We start from the raw sequence: 19,943 nt of genomic DNA, 5'->3' as shown, positions 1-19,943 counted from the left end.
AGCCCCGCACGACCCCGCCCCCGACCCGTTCCTACGTGCCCCGCCCCCGCCGCATCTCTCTCAGCAGTTCCCCCATCTGCCGTATCTGGTCGCGCAGTTCGGGCACGTCCTGGAGGGTGCCTGCCGCGATGTCCGTCTCGAGCCTCCCCAGGCGGTCGGCGAGTTCGTCGAACTGCCGCTGTTCGCGGGCGAGCAGGCGCTCCAGTTGCCGGTTCTTGCGGTGCAGGTCAAGGAAGACGGTGACCTTGGCGCGCAGGACCCACGGGTCGAACGGTTTCGTCAGATAGTCGGCGGCCCCGGTCGCGTACCCGCGGAAGGCGTAGCCCGCGTCGGCGTCCGTGCCCGTCAGGAAGATGATGGGCACGTCCTTGGTCTGGTCGAGCCGCTTGATGTTCGCGGCCGTCTCGAACCCGTCCATGCCCGGCATCCGGATGTCGAGCAGGACGACCGCGAACGGCTGCCGCAGCAGCGCCTTCATAGCCTCCTCGCCCGAACGCGCGCGCACCAGCGGCTCGTTGAGGGACCCCAGGACGGCCTCCAGCGCGATCAGGTTGTCCTCCATGTCGTCGACAAGGAGGATGCTCGCGCGCTCGTCGGTCGTTGCCTCAGCGCTCATGATGACGGTGCCTCACTCGGTCTGCGATGTCGGTGCCTCGCCTTCCGGACGCCCGACACACCCCGGAGCTGCGCCCGGACGCCGAGCCGCTCCTCGGTGCCGACCTCACCGGCCACCCGGGTGGCCTCGCCGGTGAACAGGGGCGGCTGGTCGGCCATCTTGGCGACGGCGCGTCCCAGCCGGCTTGAGTCCCCGCGCAGTTGACGGCTGCCGTCGTGCAGATCGACGCGCTGGGTCGGATCGCCGCCGGCCACCGGAGTCGACGTGGGAACCCCGGTCCATGATCTGGTCGAACAGGGCGCTCGGTCCGGCGACCAGCCCGTGCCCCGCCTCGGGCATTCTGCTGAAGTCGCCGTCCCGTGCCGCGGTCGTCGCGGCGGGCAGGGGACGCAGGTTTCCGATGCTCGAATCTGTCCGTCTTCGAGCACATGCATACCACTGTTCTCACTCATGACGGCCCACTTCGGTGACTCGGCGCTTATGGGCGCCGCCAGTCTGTCACCCTGTCCGCATCGTCTGATGTGTATTCGTCCGAACTGCCCAGGGAGCCGCACAGTGGGGGCCATTCCGACGCAACGGGATTCCATGGCATGCGCCCCGGACGCGGTCGCGCACCACCGCGCCGGCCAGGATGCCGTTGCCCGTACGTCGTTGCCGGGTACTCCGCTCGCCCCCGGAGCCGCTCGCCGGTTCCTGTTCGACACGCTCGTGAGCTGGGCCGAACTGGCCCTGCCCGGCACCGAGATCATCGACGACCGGCTCACCGACGACGCCGCCGTGGTGGTCAGCGAGCTCGTCACCAATGCCGTCGTGCACGCGGGCACCGACGTCGAGCTGCTGTGCCGTCTGGAGAACCCGGCCGACGGCCCGTCCGGCCCGCTGGTCGTGGAGGTCTCCGACCACCACCCCTCCCGCGCCATACGGGACGACAGCGCCGAACGCCCCTACGGAACACCGGAGTACGGGCGCGGTCTGCGTCTCGTCTCCGCGCTCTCCGAGGCCTGGGGGATCACCTACCGCCCGGGCGTCAAGACGGTGTGGGCGCGGCTGCTGGCCGACGGGAGCGCCGGGGCCCTGCCCGGGGCGGACGCCTTCGCGGACGCGGACGTCCTGCACGGGACGGGTGGATTCGCGGATGCCGGTGCCCTGGACGGTTCCGGCGGATTCGCGGACGACGACCTGCCTCGGGCCGATGAATTCGCGGACCCCGACGGCCTCCCCGGAAGGGGTGGGTTCTCGGACGCCGACGGTCTCACGGGCGCCGTGGACGGAGCGGACCCGGCCAGGACCGGCGGGTGCGCCGAGGGGCGGCCCCCGGGGTTCGGGCCGAGGGCCGGCGGGTTCCACCCCGCGATATCCGCCCCCGGGGCGTCGCGGAGTAACGCGCAGGGCCACGACTGGCTCGGCCGGGGAGCCCTCTCCTTTCTCGCCGAGGCCTCCGACCTGCTCGCCGGGCAGCTCGACGAGGACCTGGTCGCCGCGCTCGCCGGGCAGCTCCTGGTGCCGCGCCTCGCCGACTGGTGCGCCGTGTGGCTGGAGGACGAGGCCACCGACCGGGCGGGCGGTCTCGGCTTCGCCCTCGGACCGAGGCTCGCCCGCGTCTGGCACGGCAGCGAGAACCTCGTCGAGGGGCTGCGCCGCTCCCTGGAGAAGGACCCGCCACGGCTGCCCGACGCGGTGCGGTCCCGGGCCGTCCCGGTGCCCTGGCCCGGCGAGGCGCTGGGCACCCGCGGCACGAGCGGTGCGGCGCTGGCGTACCGGCTGATCGCGGGCGGCCGGCCGCTGGGCACGCTCGTCATCGGGCGGGCCGGACTGCCCGCCTTCCCCGACGAGGTCAACGGGCTGGTCGAGGACCTCAGCCGCCGTATCGCGCTCGCCATCGGCGCGGCCCGCCAGTACGCGCGCCAGGCCACCATCAGCCAGGTCCTGCAGCGCGGACTGCTGCCGGGCGCGGTCGCCGAGATTCCCGGGGTGCACAGCGCCCTCGTCTACGAGCCGCTCGACAAGGGCGGGCCCAGCGGCGACTTCTACGACGTGTTCCCGGCCGGAGACGGGCGCTGGTGCTTCGCCGTCGGTGACGTCCAGGGCAAGGGACCCGAGGCCGCGGTCGTGATCGGTCTGGCCCGGCCCTGGCTGCGGCTGCTGGCCCGCGAGGGCTACGACGTCGCGGACGTCCTCGACCGTCTCAACCAGCTCCTGCTGGACGATGCGACGGAAGCCGCGGACGCGGCGGCCCGCGCGCTCGTGGCCGCGGGCGGACCCGGACTCGGCAGCGACCTCGGCCCGCAGACGCGCTTCCTGTCCATGCTGTACGGCGAACTGGTCCCCTTCGACGGCGGAGTGCGCTGCACCCTGGCCTCGGCCGGGCATCCGCTGCCGCTGCTGCTGGACCCCGCCGGCGACGTACGGGAGGTGGCCCGGCCGCAGACCCTGCTCGGTGTCTTCGAGGACCCCGAGTACACCTCCGAGTCCTTCGATCTGTACCCCGGCGACACCCTGCTGTGCGTCACCGACGGTGTGACGGAGCGGCGCGACGGGTCCCGCCAGTTCGACGACGACGACGGTCTCGCGCGGGCCCTCGTGGGCTGCGCCGGCCTGAACGCCGAACTGATCGCCGAACGGATCCGCGGGCTGGTCCACGACTTCGGCACCCGCCCGCCGGAGGACGACATGGCCCTGCTGGTCCTACAGGCGCAGTAGCGCGACAGCCGCCCGCCTGAGTGCGGGCCGGGGCGGTTCCCCGGCGGGGGCCGGGGAACCGGTGGCCCCGGGGGACGCGACGCGCACCTCCGGCGGTTCGGAGCGGACGCCCGGGCGGGCCCGAGGCGGGCGGGAGGCAGGGTGGAGGTGGGTCCGAGGCGGACCCGAGGTAGGGCGGAGGCAGGCGGGAGGCCGGGCGGAGGCGGGCCCGAAGTACGGCGGAGGTGGGTCCGAGGCAGGGCGGAGGCGGGCCCGAGGTGGGACTGAAACGCGTACCCCCGCCCGTACTGGACAATGGAACGCATGCCTTCCGCACTTCCCGACGGTGAGCCCGTCCCCGACGACGGGGCGCTGCCCGCGTACGCCCTGGCTGCTGGGGGTCCCTCCCAGGCCTTTGAGGCACTGGGGGAGGCCGAGCGGCCCCTCGGGTTCTACCTCCACGTGCCGTACTGCGCCACCCGCTGCGGCTACTGCGACTTCAACACCTACACGGCGACCGAGCTGCGGGGCACCGGCGGCGTGCTCGCCTCCCGCGACAACTACGCGGACACCCTGATCGACGAGGTCCGCCTCGCCCGCAAGGTGCTCGGCGACGACCCGCGTCCCGTCCGCACGGTCTTCGTCGGAGGCGGTACACCCACGCTGCTGGCCGCCGACGATCTCGTACGGATGCTGGGGGCTGTCCGGGACGAGTTCGGACTCGCGGACGACGCGGAGATCACGACGGAGGCGAACCCGGAGTCGGTCGACCCGGAGTACCTCGCGACGCTTCGCGCCGGCGGCTTCAACCGTGTCTCCTTCGGTATGCAGAGCGCCCGGCAGCACGTCCTGAAGGTGCTCGACCGCACGCACACCCCCGGTCGCCCGGAGGCCTGTGTCGCCGAGGCCCGCGCCGCGGGCTTCGCACATGTGAACCTGGATCTGATCTACGGCACGCCGGGGGAGTCGGACGACGACTGGCGGGCATCGCTCGAAGCGGCCCTCGGTGCCGGTCCCGACCACATCTCCGCGTACGCGCTCATCGTCGAGGAGGGCACGCAGCTCGCGCGCCGCATCCGCCGCGGTGAGGTCCCGATGACCGACGACGACGTGCACGCGGACCGCTATCTCATCGCGGACGAGGTGATGTCGGCGGCGGGCTTCGACTGGTACGAGGTGTCGAACTGGGCCACCTCCGAGGCCGGCCGCTGTCTGCACAACGAGCTGTACTGGCGCGGCGCCGACTGGTGGGGCGCGGGCCCCGGAGCGCACAGTCACGTCGGCGGTGTTCGCTGGTGGAACGTGAAGCATCCGGGGGCGTACGCGTCCGCACTGGCCTCGGGCCGCTCGCCGGGCGCCGGGCGCGAACTCCTCTCCGACGAGGACCGCCGGGTCGAGCGCATCCTTCTCGAACTGCGGCTGCGCGAGGGCTGCCCGCTCTCCCTGCTCCGCCCCGACGGGCTCGCGGCCTCCCGCCGCGCGCTCTCCGAGGGGCTCCTCGAAGCCGGTCCGTACGACGCCGGTCGCGCCGTTCTCACCCTGCGCGGACGACTGCTCGCGGACGCCGTCGTCAGGGATCTGGTGGACTGAACACCTGTTGCGTGGTGACCCGCAGCCGTGGATTTTCGTCCGTTCGGCCGCGGGGAGCAGCCGACGTCGTACCCGGGCCGACCGGACGAGACGGGCCGCCAGGAGCGCATGCGCGTCGCGGGCGGGCCGGCCGACGGCCCCGAAGGCTCCCGGGGCCCCGCGTCACTCCGGAGCGGTGACGAAGTCGATCAGTTCCTCGACGCGGCCCAGGAGTTCCGGCTCCAGGTCCTTGTAGGTGCGCACCCTGGACAGGATGTGCTGCCAGGCCGCGCCCGTGTTCTCCGGCCAGCCCAGGGCCCGGCACACACCCGTCTTCCAGTCCTGGCCGCGCGGTACCCGGGGCCAGCCCGGGATGCCCACCGAGGAGGGCTTCACGGCCTCCCAGATGTCGATGTACGGGTGGCCCAGCACCAGGGCGTGGTCGCTCGTGACCGCCTCGGCGATCCGGGACTCCTTCGAACCGGGGACCAGGTGGTCGACGAGGACGCCGAGCCGGGCGTCCGGGCCCGGGCCGAACGCGTCGACGATCGCGGGAAGGTCGTCGACGCCTTCCAGGTACTCCACGACGACGCCCTCGACGCGCAGGTCGTCGCCCCAGACCCGCTCGACCAGTTCGGCGTCGTGGCGGCCCTCGACGTAGATGCGTCCGGCCCGCGCCACCCGGGCGCGGGCACCGGGCACCGCCACCGAGCCGGACGCCGTACGGCTGGGACGTACGGGCGCCCCGGCCGGCGGGCGCACCAGCGTCACGACCCTGCCCTCCAGGAGGAAGCCGCGCGGCTCCAGCGGGAACACCCGGTGCTTGCCGAAGCGGTCCTCCAGGGTCACCGTGCCCGCCTCGCAGCGGATCACCGCGCCGCAGAAGCCGGTGCCGGGCTCCTCGACCACCAGACCCGGGTCCGCCGGGACCTCGGGCACGGGCTTGGGCTTCTTCCACGGCGGGGTCAGATCCGGAGAGTACTGGCGCATTCGGATGACGATAGGAGAAACGGCGGGCGGGCGGTGTGCCGATCCCTACGACACGCCGAAGCGCGTCGCCAGCTCCTCCCGCTGGGCCCGGACGAACGCCGCGTTCACCGCCGCCCCGTGCCCCGGCACGTACACCGCGTCCTCCCCGCCCAGGTCCACCAGCCGGTCGAGGGCGGCAGGCCAGTGCGACGGTACGGCGTCCGGGCCGGCCTGGGGTTCGCCGGACTCCTCCACCAGATCCCCGCAGAAGACGATCTCGGGTGACCCGAGCGACCCGAGCGACCCGAGCGACCCGAGCGATGCGCGCGACCCGAGCGATGCGCGCGATGCTCGCGACGTAGGCCGGGCGGGCGGTGCGGGCGGTGCCGATGGCTCCGCCGGTGAGGGCGGCTCGGGTGCGCCGGGGATCAGGACCGCCAGGTCGTGGCCCGTGTGTCCCGGGCCGACGTTCGCCAGCAGCACCTGGAGCCCGCCGCCGAGGTCGAGGGTCCACTCGCCGCTCACGGAGTGCCGGGGACGGACCAGCAGGTCCGCCGCCTCGGCCGCCGCGCCCGGGTCGAGACCGTTGCGCACGGCGTCCGCGCACAGCTCCTCGCGCTCGTACGCGAAGACCGCGTCCAGCCCGACCGCGCCGAAGACCTCCACGTCCGTGAACGCCGCCGCGCCGAAGACGTGATCGAAATGCGGGTGGGTCAGTGCGAGGTGCGTCACTCGGCGCTCCGGCCCGAGGAGCCGTTGGGCCTCGGCGCGCAGCCACGCGCCCTCCGCGAGGCTCGACCCGGCGTCGATCATCAGGGCCGCGCCCTCGCCGACGACGAGCCCGACCGTGCAGTCCCAGTCCGGAAGTCGCCGCCGCCCGACCCGGGGCGCCACCCTTTCCCACCCCAGCTCTTCCCAAGTCAGCCTCATGCGGCGACGCTAGCGGTGACCGGGTGCCGTGCACGACATCGCAGGCCCGCCCTTGCCGGGGTCGTGCCTCACCGCCGTACACTGGGCCGGGGAACGTTGGCACTCGCGTGCGCTGAGTGCCAGGCGAAAGCCACGAAGGCCACGAAGACCATCGAGTCGACTTCTGGAGGTGTGCGCGATGCTCAGTGAACGCAGGCTCGAGGTGCTGCGCGCCATCGTCCAGGACTATGTCGGCACCGAGGAACCGGTCGGTTCCAAGGCGCTCACCGAGCGGCACAGGCTCGGCGTGTCGCCGGCCACCGTCCGCAACGACATGGCCGCCCTGGAGGACGAGGGCTACATCGCCCAGCCGCACACCAGCGCTGGGCGCATCCCCACGGACAAGGGTTACCGGCTCTTCGTCGACAAGCTCGCCGGAGTCAAGCCGATGACCGCGCCCGAGCGGCGGGCCATCCAGAACTTCCTGGACGGCGCCGTCGACCTCGACGACGTCGTAGGGCGGACCGTGCGGCTGCTCGCGCAGCTCACACGGCAGGTCGCCGTCGTGCAGTACCCCTCGCTGACCCGCTCGACCGTGCGCCATGTGGAGCTGCTGTCGCTCGCCCCCGCGCGGGTGATGCTCGTGCTGATCACGGACACCGGCCGGGTCGAGCAGCGCATGATCAACTGTCCGGTGCCGTTCGGTGAGACGTCGCTCGCGGATCTGCGGGCCCGGCTCAACAGCAGGGTCGCGGGGCGCCCCTTCGCGGACGTCCCGCAGCTCGTGCAGGACCTCCCGGACGCCTTCGAGGCGGAGGACCGGGGTACGGTCTCGACAGTGCTCTCCACATTGCTGGAGACACTCGTCGAGGAGACCGAGGAGCGGCTGATGATCGGCGGTACCGCCAATCTCACCCGTTTCGGACATGACTTCCCTCTCACCATCCGGCCGGTGCTCGAGGCGCTGGAGGAGCAGGTTGTGCTCCTCAAGTTGCTTGGAGAGGCCGGGGATTCGAGCATGACCGTGCGAATCGGGCACGAGAACGCCTATGAGGGACTCAACTCCACGTCCGTGGTCTCGGTCGGCTACGGTTCGGGCGGCGAGGCAGTAGCCAAACTCGGCGTGGTCGGCCCGACCCGCATGGATTACCCGGGAACGATGGGAGCGGTACGAGCGGTGGCACGGTACGTCGGACAGATCCTGGCGGAGTCCTAAGTGGCCACGGACTACTACGCCGTACTCGGCGTGCGCCGCGACGCGTCCCAGGACGAGATCAAGAAGGCGTTCCGGAGGCTCGCTCGCGAGCTGCACCCGGACGTCAATCCCGATCCGAAGACGCAGGAGCGGTTCAAGGAGATCAACGCCGCGTACGAGGTGTTGTCGGACCCGCAGAAGAAGCAGGTCTACGACCTCGGCGGTGACCCGCTGTCCCAGCAGGGCGGCGGTGCCGGCGGCTTCGGCGCGGGCGGCTTCGGGAACTTCTCGGACATCATGGACGCCTTCTTCGGCACGGCGTCGCAGCGCGGACCGCGCTCGCGCACCCGCCGGGGCCAGGACGCCATGATCCGGCTGGAGATCGAGCTCGACGAGGCGGCCTTCGGCACCACGAAGGACATCCAGGTCGACACGGCCGTCGTCTGCGCCACCTGCAACGGCGAGGGCGCGGCGCCCGGGACCTCCGCGCAGACCTGTGACATGTGCCGCGGTCGCGGCGAGGTGTCCCAGGTGACGCGGTCCTTCCTCGGCCAGGTCATGACCTCGCGGCCGTGTCCGCAGTGCCAGGGCTTCGGCACCGTGGTCCCGACCCCGTGCCACGAGTGCGCGGGCGACGGCCGGGTCCGGTCCCGTCGCACCCTCACGGTCAAGATCCCGGCCGGTGTGGACAACGGCACACGGATCCAGCTCGCGGGCGAGGGCGAGGTCGGCCCCGGCGGCGGCCCCGCCGGTGACCTGTACGTCGAGATTCACGAGCTGCCGCACTCGACCTTCCAGCGGCGGGGCGACGACCTGCACTGCACGGTCACCCTCCCGATGACCGCGGCGTCCCTCGGCACCAAGGTGCCGCTGGAGACCCTCGACGGCATGGAAGAGGTCGACATCCGTCCGGGCACACAGTCCGGCCAGTCGATCCCGCTGCACGGCCGGGGCGTCACCCACCTGCGCGGCGGCGGCCGCGGCGACCTCATCGTGCACGTCGAGGTCACCACGCCGACCAAGCTCGACCCGGAGCAGGAGCGGGTGCTGCGCGAGCTCGCCAAACTGCGAGGCGAGGAGCGGCCCACCGGTCAGTTCCAGCCCGGTCAGCAGGGGCTCTTCTCCCGGCTGAAGGACGCCTTCAACGGTCGCTGACCCAGGCGCGGCGCGGGGTGGGAATGCCACCCCGTGCCCGCCCATCCCGGTGGCCTATGCCGGGCGGAAGGCCGGATTCGGACTTGTACTGAGGACGTGACAACATGCCGTCATGTCCTCCGCACTGACCGATCTCTTCCCTCACCCGATCGTGCAGGCCCCCATGGCGGGCGGCGTTTCCGTCCCCCAGCTCGCGGCCGCCGTGTCCGAGGCGGGCGGGCTCGGATTCCTCGCCGCCGGGTACAAGACCGCCGACGGCATGTACCAGGAGATCAAGCAGCTGCGCGGGCTGACCGGACGTCCCTTCGGCGTCAATCTGTTCATGCCGCAGCCCGAGTACCCCGGTGCGGGCACCGGCTCCGCCGGAGCGGCCGGTGCCGCGCTGCCTTCTGCCGCCGCGGTCGAGGTCTACGCCAACCAGCTCGCGGGTGAGGCCGCCTGGTACGAGACCGAGCTCGGCGACCCGGACAGCGGACGCGACGACGGCTACGACGCCAAGCTCGCCGTCCTCCTCGACAACCCGGTGGCGGTGGTCTCCTTCCACTTCGGCGTGCCGAGCCAGGACGTGCTGGACTCCCTGCGCCGCGCCGGCACGCTCACCCTGGTGACCGCGACCACGGCCGAGGAGGCCCTCGCCGTGCAGCGGGCGGGCGCCGCCGCCGTCATCGTGCAGGGCATCGAGGCCGGCGGACACCAGGGCACCCACCGCGACAACCCGGAGACGGACGGCACGGGCGTCGGGCTGCTCTCCCTGGTCGCACAGGTCAGCGAGACCGTGCAGATCCCGATCGTCGCGGCCGGCGGCATCATGCGCGGCAGCCAGATCGCCGCCGTCCTCGCCGCGGGCGCGAACGCGGCCCAGCTCGGCACCGCGTTCCTCGCCACCCCCGAGTCCGGCGCGAACGCCGTGCACAAGGAGGCGCTGACCAACCCCCTCTTCGTCCGCACGGAACTCACGCGCGCGTTCTCCGGGCGGCCGGCGCGCGGGCTGGCCAACCGCTTCATGCGCGAGCACGGCCCGTACGCCCCCGCCGCCTACCCCGAGATCCACCACCTGACCTCGCCGCTGCGCAAGGCGGCCGCCAAGGCGGGCGACGCGCAGGGCATGGCGCTGTGGGCGGGACAGGGCCACCGCATGGCACGTGACCTGCCCGCCGGGCAGCTGGTGGAGGTACTGAACACCGAGATCGCCGCCGCCAAGACAGCGTTGTCGGCAACCGACGAGATCCCGGAAGAGGGTGCGGCCCGATGACGGCACCGGTGTTCCTGGTCGAGCACTTCGACGCGGGCGGCGGCGGACGCTACGTCCTCGACGGCGCCGAGGGACGGCACGCCGTCTCCGTGAAACGGCTGCGGCCCGGCGAGGACGTCGTACTCACCGACGGGGCCGGGCGCTGGGCGGACTGCGTCGTCCTCGACACCGAGGGCAAGGACCGGCTGATCGTGAAGATGGACTCGGTGGCCGAGGAACCGGCCGAGGAGCCGCGCATCACGGTCGTCCAGGCACTGCCCAAGGGCGACCGGGGCGAGCTGGCCGTCGAGACCATGACCGAGACCGGCGTCGACGCGATCGTCCCCTGGGCCGCCTCCCGCTGCATCACGCAGTGGAAGGGCGACCGAGGTCTGAAGGCGCTCACCAAGTGGCGCGCCACCGCCCGGGAGGCCGGCAAGCAGTCCCGCCGGGTGCGCTTCCCGGAGGTCGCGGACGCGATGACGACCAAGCAGGTTGCCGCACTTCTCGCCAAAGCCGATCTCGCCGCCGTACTCCACGAGGACACCGAACTCGGCACCGAGCCGTTCGCGACGGCCGGCCTGCCCGGCTCCGGGGAGATCGTCCTGGTGGTCGGCCCCGAGGGCGGGATCTCCCCCGAAGAGGTCGCGCTCTTCACCGAGGCGGGCGCGAAGATGTTCCACCTGGGGCGTACGGTGCTGCGTACGTCGACGGCCGGGACCGTGGCCACGGCACTGCTGCTGGCCCGCACCGGCCGCTGGTCCTGACCCGTCACCCGCACATCCAGCAGGGATTCCATGGAACTCGCCCAGGTACGGCTGCTCGTCTCCGACTTCGCCGCCTGCTACCGCTTCTACTCCGAAGTCCTCGGCCTCAAGCCCCAGTCGGGCGCCGCGAAGGGCCCGTACGAGAAGTTCAGTCCCGTCATCGGGTCGGCGGGCATCGCCCTCCAGGACCGCGCGATGATGGCCGAGATCCTGGGCGAGATCGGTGACGTGGTGACCGGGCACCGTTCACTGGTGGTGCTGCGGGTGGACGACCTCGACACCTACTGCGAGCAGGTCGTCTCGCGCGGCGCGACCCTGCTGCACGGCCCGGCGCCCATGACGGACCGTATGCGCGTCGCCCATCTCAAGGACCCCGAGGGGAACCTGGTGGAACTCCAGGAGTGGCAGCTGCTGCTCGGCTGACGGGCGTCCCGGGACCCGCCCGGCCACGGGACGAGGAACTCCTTCGGGTGGTTGTGCGCCCGATGGCCACATGCGGTCTACCGCGGTGCGCCGCGCGGTGGCACGCTGCCGTCCATGGGGGCTTTGAGGCGTATCAGGCGTCGGACGGGGCGCGGGCGAGTACTGATGGCCGTCGGGCTGGGCGCGGCCGGCGTGTTCGGAGTGGCCGCGTGCGAGCCCGGGAACGGACTCAGCTCCGCCACCGTGGCCTACACGACCGACCAGACGGCGACCAAGGAGATCGAACGGCGCAAGGTGGACGTGCAATGGCTCAGCTGCACCGCGCACTACGGCAGCGCCAACAAGGTCTACACGCCCGGGAAGTCGCCCTCGCCGACCGAGAACACCGTGGCGTCCGTCGACTGCCAGGGCCAGACCGGCGACGGACGGCACATCGTCGTCAAGGGCAAGGTCACCCGCGCCGTCGACGGCGCCTGCGTACGCGGCGACCTGCGTGCCACCGTGGGCGGGAAGCAGTTGTTCCGCGTGAGCGGCCTGGGCGACTGCAACGCCACCGGCGGCCCCACCCCGCCGGTCACCTACAACCCGCCGAACGGACAGCCCGACCCCACCGTCACGGTCACCGTCACGAAGACCATGTGGTGCAAGGGCGACCCCACCTGCTGGCCCGCGCAGGGCAAGTGACCTGCCATGCCGTACACGGATCAAGTGATCCAAACCCCTGTCGGGGCGCGCGTCCGCTGCGTAGGGTGACCGGGTGACAGAGTCCGCACCCTCCGCGTATCTCCGGTTTCCGCACCTGCACGGCGAGTTGGTCGTCTTCACGGCCGAGGACGACATCTGGGCCGCCCCGCTCGACGGCGGCGGCCGCGCCTGGCGGATCAGCGCCGACAACGTGCCGGTGAACCATCCGCGCATCTCCCCGGACGGCACGACCGTCGCCTGGACGTCCACACGTGACGGCGCTCCCGAGGCCCACATCGCCTCCCTGGCGGGCGGGCCCGCCAAACGGCTGACGTACTGGGGCAGTTCGAAGACCCAGGTACGAGGCTGGACCCCCGACGGACAGGTGCTCGCCCTCAGCACCCAGGGCCAGGCCAGCCTGCGCCGCACCTGGGCACGGTCCGTCCCGCTCGACGGCGGCCCCGCGACGACCCTGCCGTACGGCCCCGTCGGCGACGTCGCCCACGGCGCGCCCGGCGTCGTCCTGCTGTCCGCCCCGATGGGGCGCGAGGCGGCCTGGTGGAAGCGGTACCGCGGCGGCACGGCGGGCAAGCTGTGGATCGACCGGGACGGCGAGGGCGAGTTCGTCCGGCTGCACGAGGAACTCGACGGGAACCTCGAATACCCCTTCTGGGTGGGCGAGCGGATCGCCTTCCTGTCGGACCACGAGGACGTCGGGGCCCTGTACTCCTCTCTCGCCGACGGATCCGACCTGCGGCGCCACACGCCGCTCGACTCCTTCTACGCCCGCCACGCGGCCACCGACGGCACCCGCGTGGTGTACGCCTCCGCCGGTGAACTGTGGCTCCTCGACGACCTCGACGGCGCCGAGCCCCGCCGGCTGGACATCCGGCTCGGCGGCCAGCGCGTCGACCAGCAGCCCCACCCCGTGAGCGCCTCGCGCTGGTTCTCCGCCGCCGCGCCCGACCACACCGGACGCGGCAGCGCGATCTCCGTGCGCGGCGCCGTCCACTGGGTCACCCACCGCTCCGGACCGGCCCGCGCGCTCGCCACCGAGCAGGGCGTCCGCGCCCGGCTGCCCCGCACCTTCCGTGCCGAGGGCGAGGAGCACGTGGTCTGGGTGACGGACGCGGAGGGCGACGACGCCCTCGAATTCGCCCCCGCGACCGGCGTCGCCCCCGGAGCCACCCCGCGGCGGCTCGCCGCGGGCGCGCTCGGCAGGGTCCTCGGTCTCGCCATGGCACCCGACGGAAGCCGCGCCGCCGTCGCCTCCCACGACGGCCGCGTGCTGCTCGTCGAGCGCGAGAGCGGCGAGGTCCGCGAGGTGGACCGCAGCGAGGACGGCGAGGTCACCGGTCTCGTCTTCTCGCCCGACTCGACGTGGCTCGCCTGGTCGCACCCCGGACCGCGCCCGCTGCGCCACCTCAAGCTCGCCAACACCACCGACCTCTCGGTGACCGAGGCGACCCCGCTGCGCTTCCGGGACTACGCACCGGCGTTCACCCTCGACGGCAAGCACCTCGCCTTCCTCTCGGCGCGCGCCTTCGATCCCGTCTACGACGAGCACGTCTTCGACCTGGCGTTCGTCGGCGGCTCCCGGCCGTATCTGATCACCCTGGCCGCGACGACACCGTCCCCCTTCGGGCCGCAGCGCCACGGCAGGCCCTTCGAGGCGCCCGACAAGGACGAGACGCCCGACAGCGAGGGCACCCCCAGCACCCGTATCGACCTGGACGGACTCGCCGACCGGATCGTGCCGTTCCCCGTCGAGGCCGCCCGCTACTCGACGCTGCGCGCCGCCAAGGACGGGCTGCTGTGGCTGCGCCACCCGCTGCGGGGCGTGCTCGGCTCCTCCCGCGCGACCCCGGACGACCCGGACCCGAAGACCGAACTGGAGCGGTACGACCTCGCCCAGCAGCGCATCGAGCACCTCGCCGCCGACGCCGACCACTTCACCGTCACCGGAGACGGCAAGCGGGTCCCGCTGTGGACCGACGGCAAGCTCAAGGTCGTCCCCAGCGACCGGCGCGCCTCGAACGACGACGAGAGCGACACGAACATCACCGTCGACCTGTCGCGGGTGCGCCAGACCGTCGACCCGGCCGCCGAATGGCGTCAGATGTACGACGAGACCGGCCGCCTCATGCGGGACAACTTCTGGCGTCCCGACCTGGGCGGCGTCGACTGGGACGCGGTCCTCGACCGGTACCGGCCGGTCCTGGAACGGGTCGCCACCCACGACGACCTCGTCGACCTGCTGTGGGAGGTGCAGGGCGAACTCGGCACCTCGCACGCCTACGTCACCCCGCGCGGCGGATGGGGCGGCGGCGACCGGGCGCAGGGGCTCCTCGGCGCGGACATCTCCCGTCACGACGACGGCAGTTGGCGCATCGACCGGATCCTCCCCTCGGAGACCTCCGACCCGGACGCGCGGGCCCCGCTCGCCGCGCCCGGCGTCGCGGTGCGCGCCGGGGACGCGATCGTCGCGGTCGGCGGACACCCGGTGGACCCGGTGGCCGGGCCCGCGCCGCTGCTCGTCGGCACGGCGGGCAAGCCGGTGGAGCTGACCATCTCGCCCTCGGGCGGCGGCGATCCGCGTCACGCGGTCGTCGTACCGCTCGCCGACGAGGAGCCGCTGCGCTACCACGCGTGGGTGGCCGACCGGCGCCGCTATGTCCACGAGCGGTCCGGCGGACGCCTCGGCTATCTCCACGTGCCGGACATGGTCGGCTCCGGCTGGGCGCAGCTCCACCGCGATCTGCGCATCGAAGTGGCCCGCGAGGGCCTCGTCGTGGACGTCCGGGAGAACCGCGGCGGCCACACCTCCCAGCTCGTCGTGGAGAAACTCGCCCGGCGGATCGTCGGCTGGGACCTGCCCCGCGGCCTGCGCCCCTACAGCTACCCGGAGGACGCGCCGCGCGGCCCCGTCGTCGCCGTCGCCAACGAGTTCTCCGGCTCCGACGGGGACATCGTCAACGCGGCGATCAAGGCGCTGGGCATCGGACCCGTGGTCGGCACCCGCACCTGGGGCGGCGTCATCGGCATCGACAGCCGCTACCGCCTCGTCGACGGCACCCTCGTCACGCAGCCCAAGTACGCCTTCTGGCTCGAGGGTTACGAGTGGAACGTCGAGAACCACGGCGTCGATCCCGACGTCGAGGTCGTCCAGGCCCCGCAGGACCACGCGGCCGGCCGTGACACCCAGCTCGACGAGGCGGTCAGGATCGCGCTGGCCGCGCTGGAGGAGAACCCGGCGAAGACCGCGCCCGCGCTGCCGCCGCTGTGACCCGGCGGGGCGGGCGGCACCGCGAGCCACCCGCCCCGCCGGGCCGCTAGCATGCGGAGGTAATGATCGGCTGGCGTGAGGAGGCACACGCATGGCGCAGGAGCCGAGGCGAGCAGAGGGCGGGGAGCCGCAGGACGACTGCCTGTTCTGCAAGATCGTGGCGGGGCACATTCCCGCGACGCTGGTGCGCGAGACCGACACGATCGTGGCGTTCCGCGACATCAACCCGCAGGCGCCGACCCACATCCTGGTCATCCCCAGGGTGCACTACCCGGACGCGGCCTCCCTGGCCGCCGCCGAACCCGCCGTCGCGGCGGACGTCCTGCGCGAGTCCGGCGAGGTCGCCGGCGAGGAGAAGCTGGAGAGCTACCGCGTCGTGTTCAACACGGGCAGCGGGGCCGGACAGACCGTATTCCACGCGCACGCCCACCTCCTGGGCGGCCGTGGCATGCAGTGGCCGCCGGGATAACCGGCCTTGTCCGCACGTGAACTGGTGGTCCTCGGCACCGCCAGCCAGGTTCCGACCCGGCACCGCAACCACAACGGCTACCTGCTGCGCTGGGACGGCGAGGGGCTCCTCTTCGACCCCGGTGAGGGCACGCAGCGCCAGATGCTGCGTGCCGGAGTCGCCGCGCACGACGTGCACCGCATCTGCGTCACGCACTTCCACGGCGACCACTCGCTCGGACTCGGCGGGGTGATCCAGCGCATCAACCTCGACCGCGTACCGCACGAGGTGACCGCGCACTACCCGCTCTCCGGACAGCACTTCTTCGAGCGGCTGCGCTACGCCACCGCCTACCGCGAGACCGCCCGGCTGACCGAGGCGCCGGTCGCGGACGACGGCGTCCTCGCGACGACCCCCGCGTACACCCTGGAGGCCCGCAGACTGTCCCACCCGGTCGAGTCCTTCGGGTACCGGCTGGTCGAAGCGGACGGGCGGCGGATACTGCCCGAGCGGCTCGCCGAGCACGGCATCAAGGGGCCCGACGTCGGGGTGCTGCAACGGGAGGGCTCGCTGCGGGGCGTCACCCTCCACGACGTCAGCGAGGTACGGCGCGGACAGCGGTTCGCGTTCGTCATGGACACCCGGCTGTGCGAGGGCGTGGACGCGCTCGCCGAGGACTGCGACCTGCTCGTCATCGAGTCGACCTTTCTCGACGGCGATCACCGACTCGCCTCGGACCACGGTCATCTGACGGCAGGTCAGGCGGGCCGGGTGGCCAAGGAGGCGGGTGTACGGCACCTCGTGCTCACCCACTTCAGCCAGCGCTACTCAGAGCCCGGGGAGTTCGAGCGCGAGGCCCGTGCGGCGGGGTTCGACGGGGAGCTGACGGTGGCGCACGATCTGGTGAGGGTGCCGGTCCCGAAGCGACGGTGACGGCTCGGCCGCTCCGGGCCCGGGTCCGCTCCGGTGGCGCTCCGGGTCCGGGTCGGGCCGGGAGCACGGGTGGAGCGAAGCCGGGTTGCTTGCCCGAGAGTCCGAGTGGCGCCCGAGTGCCCGAGCGTCGGAGTGGTGCCCGAGTGCCCGCGGAGGCGCAGGAGCCGTCGGCGCCGGAGTGTCCTGGTGTCGGCGGGAGCCGTCGGCGCCGGAGTGTCCTGGTGTCGGGAAGGTGCCGGTTTCGGTGTGCCCGGGAAGCGACCGTACGATGCTTCGATGTCCCTCCCCAAGGCTGAACTGCACCTCCACATCGAAGGCACCCTCGAACCCGAGCTGGCCTTCGCGCTCGCCGCGCGCAACGGCGTCACCCTGCCGTACGCGGACACCGAAGAGCTGCGCAAGGAGTATCTCTTCGACGACCTTCAGACGTTTCTGAACCTGTACTACGAGCTCATGGCCGTCCTGCGGACGGAGGCGGACTTCGCCGACCTGGCCGACGCCTACCTCGCCAGGGCCGCCGCGCAGGGTGTGCGGCACGCGGAGATCTTCTTCGACCCGCAGGCGCACATCGCCCGGGGCGTGCCGATGGGGACGGTCGTCGAGGGGCTGTGGAGGGCGCTCGGGCGCAGCGAGGAGACGCACGGTGTCTCCACCCAGCTGATCATGTGCTTCCTGCGCGACGAGTCCGCCGAGTCCGCGATGGACACCCTGGAGGCCGCGAAACCCTACCTCGACCGGATCGTCGGCATCGGCCTGGACTCCGCCGAGGTCGGCCACCCGCCGGTCAAGTTCCGCGCGGTGTACGAGGCCGCCGCCGAACTCGGTCTGCGGCGCGTCGCGCACGCCGGTGAGGAGGGACCGCCCGCGTACATCACCGAGGCCCTCGACCTCCTCGGTGTCGAGCGCATCGACCACGGGCTGCGCTGCATGGAGGACCCCGGGCTCGTCGAGCGACTGGTCCGGGAGCGGGTGCCGCTGACGCTCTGCCCGCTGTCGAACGTACGGCTGCGCGCCGTGGACGTCCTGGCGGAGCACCCGCTGCCCGCCATGCTGGACGCCGGGCTCCTGTGCACGGTCAACTCCGACGACCCCGCCTACTTCGGCGGTTACGTCGGCGACAACTTCCACGCGGTGCGCGAGGCCCTCGGTCTCGGCGAGGAGCGGTTGCGGGAGCTGGCGCGCAACTCGTTCGAGGCGTCCTTCCTGGAGCACGACGAGGAGCGGCGGGCGCGCTACATCGCCGAGGTCGAGGCGTACGAGTTCCCGTAGCCGGGCCGGCGCCCGCCGACCCGTGCGCCGTCCGTCCGTGCGCCGTCCGTCCGTGCGCCGATCCGTGCGCCGATCCGTGTGGTGCGCCGTCCGTCCGCGCGGACGGACGTCAGACGGACACGGTCTCCGGCGCGGACACGGTGGCCGCCGCGTGCCGGGGACCCGCCGTGGCGTACGCGTCCCGCGGGCCGGGCACGGCCTCCAGCGGGATCCCCGTGAGGGGGGTCCTCGCGAAGGGGCTGTCCACGGCGGGGGCCGGTGCCACGGAGATCTCCACGACGGGGACCTCCGTGAACGGGCTGTCCGCGACGGCGATCTTCGTGAACGGGCTGTCCGCGGCCGGGATCGGTGCCACGGGGGCGTTCGCGACCGGCAGCTCCATGACGGGGATCTCGACGATCTGAGTGACGCGCCGCGGACGCAGCGCCACGAGTGTCATCGGGACGCAGACCAGCAGCAGGCCGGCCGCCAGGACCGTGCCCATCGCCGGGTAGCCCGCCCGCGCGGACAGCAGGCTGCCGGTGAGCGGGCCGCACGCCGTGCCGAGCGAGGAGGCGGAGCCGACGAGGACCGCCCACCGGCCGCGCGGGTCCATGGACGCGGCGAGACCGATCACGTAGGTGAGCACGACCGGGTACAGCGTGTTCCAGGCGATCTCGCCCGCCGCGAAGGACGTCAGATCGGCGGCCGCCGAGCTGAGCGCGATACAGCCGGCGATCAGCGCCGTGCCCAGGCCGATCGGCAGCGCGGTGCCGAGCCGCGGGCCGAGGGCGCCCGCGCCGACGACCCCGAGCAGTCCGGCGCCGAGTGCCACCGCGAAGACCGCGCCGACGGTGACCTCGGTGAGGCCCGCCTGCGTCAGGCCTATCCGGCCGCTCACACCCCACAGGGCGTTCTGCGCGAGGGACCAGAAGAGCATCGCGGCGGCGAGGAGCAGCCCGGAGCGGCGGTGCGGGAGCGGACCGGCGGAGCGCCGGGTGCGGGCCGTCGGCGGGTGCGCGGGAAGGCGTCCCGTCAGAGGCAGCGAGAGCAGGGACGCGCAGGCGATCGCGGCGAGCGGGACGCCGTGCGCCGGGCCAAGACGCGGGATCGTCAGATAGAGCGCGCCCGCGAGGGCGGAGACGCCGAGCAGGCCCAGGGTGGTGACCCGGTGCGGATCGCTCCGGCCGGCGATCCCGGTCGCGGCGACCGTGGTGGCCGTACCGGACCCGAAGCCGCCGACGATAGCGCCGGCGATCACGAGGGGGACGGCCGCCGTGAGCGCGGCGGTGCCGTAGCCGACGGCGGCGAGGAGCAGGCCGGCGCGGGCCAGCCGGCGCGGGCCGAAACGGTCGACGCGGGAGGCGAGCAGGAAGCCGGCCGAGGCCGAACTCAGCAGCAGGACACTGCCGACGGCGCCGGCCTGGGTGGCCGAGAGCGGGAGTCCCGCGTCCAGGCGGCCGACGGTGGTGGGCAGCAGATACGCGGCGAGGTACCCGGCCGTGAAAAGGGCGACGAGGGGCCAGGGCGTGGTGGTGCGGGCGGACACGGGCGTTCCCAGGGCATGCGAGAGCGGCTCAAGAAGAGGGGGGAGGGGGCGGCTGTCGACGGACAGGAACGCGCGGGCAATTTGTATCAAGTGGGTGGCTCCGCGAAGAAGGCCGAAAGATGTGATCTGGGGCACTCTTCGTTTGGGGTGAGGAGCCCGGGGTAGAGGCGCCGATCCTTCAGGCGCCGAGCGGGGCCGGATGCCGGTGCCGGGCCACGGGGGGCGAGGGCGTTTCGGCAGGTGAGGGACCGGCGCGCGTACCCGGAGGAGCGGCGGGGCGCG

At 72.8% G+C, this 19,943-nt stretch carries 16 protein-coding genes and 1 pseudogene; 12 read left to right on the top strand and 5 right to left on the bottom strand.

All coding sequences use genetic code 11. From position 1 onward, the window contains the following. Window positions 1-31 precede the first annotated feature (31 nt). Entirely contained in the window at window positions 32-616 is a 585-nt protein-coding gene (locus ACWD68_RS19335) for a response regulator (RefSeq protein WP_451807631.1), read from the bottom strand. Window positions 617-666: 50 nt separating this feature from the next. After that, window positions 667-1,068 (bottom strand): annotated as a pseudogene (locus ACWD68_RS19330) (hypothetical protein); the annotation flags it as partial. 133 nt (window positions 1,069-1,201) lie between these two features. On the opposite strand from ACWD68_RS19330, the gene ACWD68_RS19325 reads away from it, so the two are divergent. After that, window positions 1,202-3,316, top strand: coding sequence for a SpoIIE family protein phosphatase (locus tag ACWD68_RS19325; RefSeq protein WP_451807630.1), 2,115 nt, complete (start codon window positions 1,202-1,204; stop codon window positions 3,314-3,316). A gap of 303 nt (window positions 3,317-3,619) precedes the next feature. Next, window positions 3,620-4,885 (top strand): radical SAM family heme chaperone HemW, encoded by a 1,266-nt coding sequence (gene hemW / locus ACWD68_RS19320; RefSeq protein WP_451807629.1) that lies wholly within the window; start codon window positions 3,620-3,622, stop codon window positions 4,883-4,885. A gap of 162 nt (window positions 4,886-5,047) precedes the next feature. Here hemW and ACWD68_RS19315 read toward each other — a convergent pair whose 3' ends face one another. Further along, a complete protein-coding gene (locus tag ACWD68_RS19315) occupies window positions 5,048-5,854 on the bottom strand; it encodes a DUF3097 domain-containing protein (protein ID WP_451807628.1) in 807 nt (268 codons plus the stop codon). A 45-nt stretch (window positions 5,855-5,899) separates the two neighbouring features. Further along, window positions 5,900-6,763, bottom strand: a complete 864-nt coding sequence (locus ACWD68_RS19310; protein ID WP_451807627.1) for an MBL fold metallo-hydrolase — start codon at window positions 6,761-6,763, stop codon at window positions 5,900-5,902. A gap of 178 nt (window positions 6,764-6,941) precedes the next feature. On the opposite strand from ACWD68_RS19310, the gene hrcA reads away from it, so the two are divergent. The 10 genes from hrcA (at window position 6,942) to ACWD68_RS19260 (ending at window position 18,133) form a co-directional block, all read left to right on the top strand. Beyond that, window positions 6,942-7,958, top strand: a complete 1,017-nt coding sequence (gene hrcA, locus ACWD68_RS19305; RefSeq protein ID WP_261702658.1) for a heat-inducible transcriptional repressor HrcA — start codon at window positions 6,942-6,944, stop codon at window positions 7,956-7,958. Further along, window positions 7,959-9,092 carry a molecular chaperone DnaJ gene (gene dnaJ / locus ACWD68_RS19300; RefSeq protein WP_451807626.1) on the top strand — a complete coding sequence of 378 codons (1,134 nt, stop codon included), beginning with the start codon at window positions 7,959-7,961 and terminating at the stop codon, window positions 9,090-9,092. A gap of 112 nt (window positions 9,093-9,204) precedes the next feature. After that, complete coding sequence (locus ACWD68_RS19295; RefSeq protein WP_451807625.1) at window positions 9,205-10,344, top strand: nitronate monooxygenase; 1,140 nt, start codon at window positions 9,205-9,207, stop codon at window positions 10,342-10,344. Further along, window positions 10,341-11,090, top strand: a complete 750-nt coding sequence (locus ACWD68_RS19290; protein WP_356462129.1) for a 16S rRNA (uracil(1498)-N(3))-methyltransferase — start codon at window positions 10,341-10,343, stop codon at window positions 11,088-11,090. The genes ACWD68_RS19295 and ACWD68_RS19290 overlap by 4 nt, the downstream gene beginning before the upstream one ends. 30 nt (window positions 11,091-11,120) lie before the next feature. Further along, complete coding sequence (locus ACWD68_RS19285; RefSeq protein ID WP_451807624.1) at window positions 11,121-11,513, top strand: VOC family protein; 393 nt, start codon at window positions 11,121-11,123, stop codon at window positions 11,511-11,513. A 165-nt stretch (window positions 11,514-11,678) separates the two neighbouring features. Continuing rightward, window positions 11,679-12,197 carry a hypothetical protein gene (locus ACWD68_RS19280; protein WP_451807623.1) on the top strand — a complete coding sequence of 173 codons (519 nt, stop codon included), beginning with the start codon at window positions 11,679-11,681 and terminating at the stop codon, window positions 12,195-12,197. A gap of 73 nt (window positions 12,198-12,270) precedes the next feature. Beyond that, window positions 12,271-15,483 carry a S41 family peptidase gene (locus ACWD68_RS19275; RefSeq protein WP_451807622.1) on the top strand — a complete coding sequence of 1,071 codons (3,213 nt, stop codon included), beginning with the start codon at window positions 12,271-12,273 and terminating at the stop codon, window positions 15,481-15,483. 91 nt (window positions 15,484-15,574) lie between these two features. Beyond that, window positions 15,575-15,952 (top strand): histidine triad nucleotide-binding protein, encoded by a 378-nt coding sequence (locus tag ACWD68_RS19270; protein ID WP_451807621.1) that lies wholly within the window; start codon window positions 15,575-15,577, stop codon window positions 15,950-15,952. A 6-nt stretch (window positions 15,953-15,958) separates the two neighbouring features. Continuing rightward, window positions 15,959-16,864, top strand: a complete 906-nt coding sequence (locus ACWD68_RS19265; RefSeq protein ID WP_451807620.1) for a ribonuclease Z — start codon at window positions 15,959-15,961, stop codon at window positions 16,862-16,864. Window positions 16,865-17,140: 276 nt separating this feature from the next. After that, window positions 17,141-18,133, top strand: coding sequence for an adenosine deaminase (locus ACWD68_RS19260; RefSeq protein WP_451807619.1), 993 nt, complete (start codon window positions 17,141-17,143; stop codon window positions 18,131-18,133). Between the two features lie 109 nt (window positions 18,134-18,242). On the opposite strand, the gene ACWD68_RS19255 is transcribed toward ACWD68_RS19260, so the two are convergent. Continuing rightward, window positions 18,243-19,661 carry an MFS transporter gene (locus ACWD68_RS19255; protein WP_451807618.1) on the bottom strand — a complete coding sequence of 473 codons (1,419 nt, stop codon included), beginning with the start codon at window positions 19,659-19,661 and terminating at the stop codon, window positions 18,243-18,245. Between the last annotated feature and the right edge of the window lie 282 nt (window positions 19,662-19,943).

It is taken from the genome of Streptomyces sp. NPDC005141, from assembly GCF_053599975.1.
Note: the sequence above shows the minus strand (reverse complement) of the source record. Positions and strands in the feature narration are given on the sequence as shown.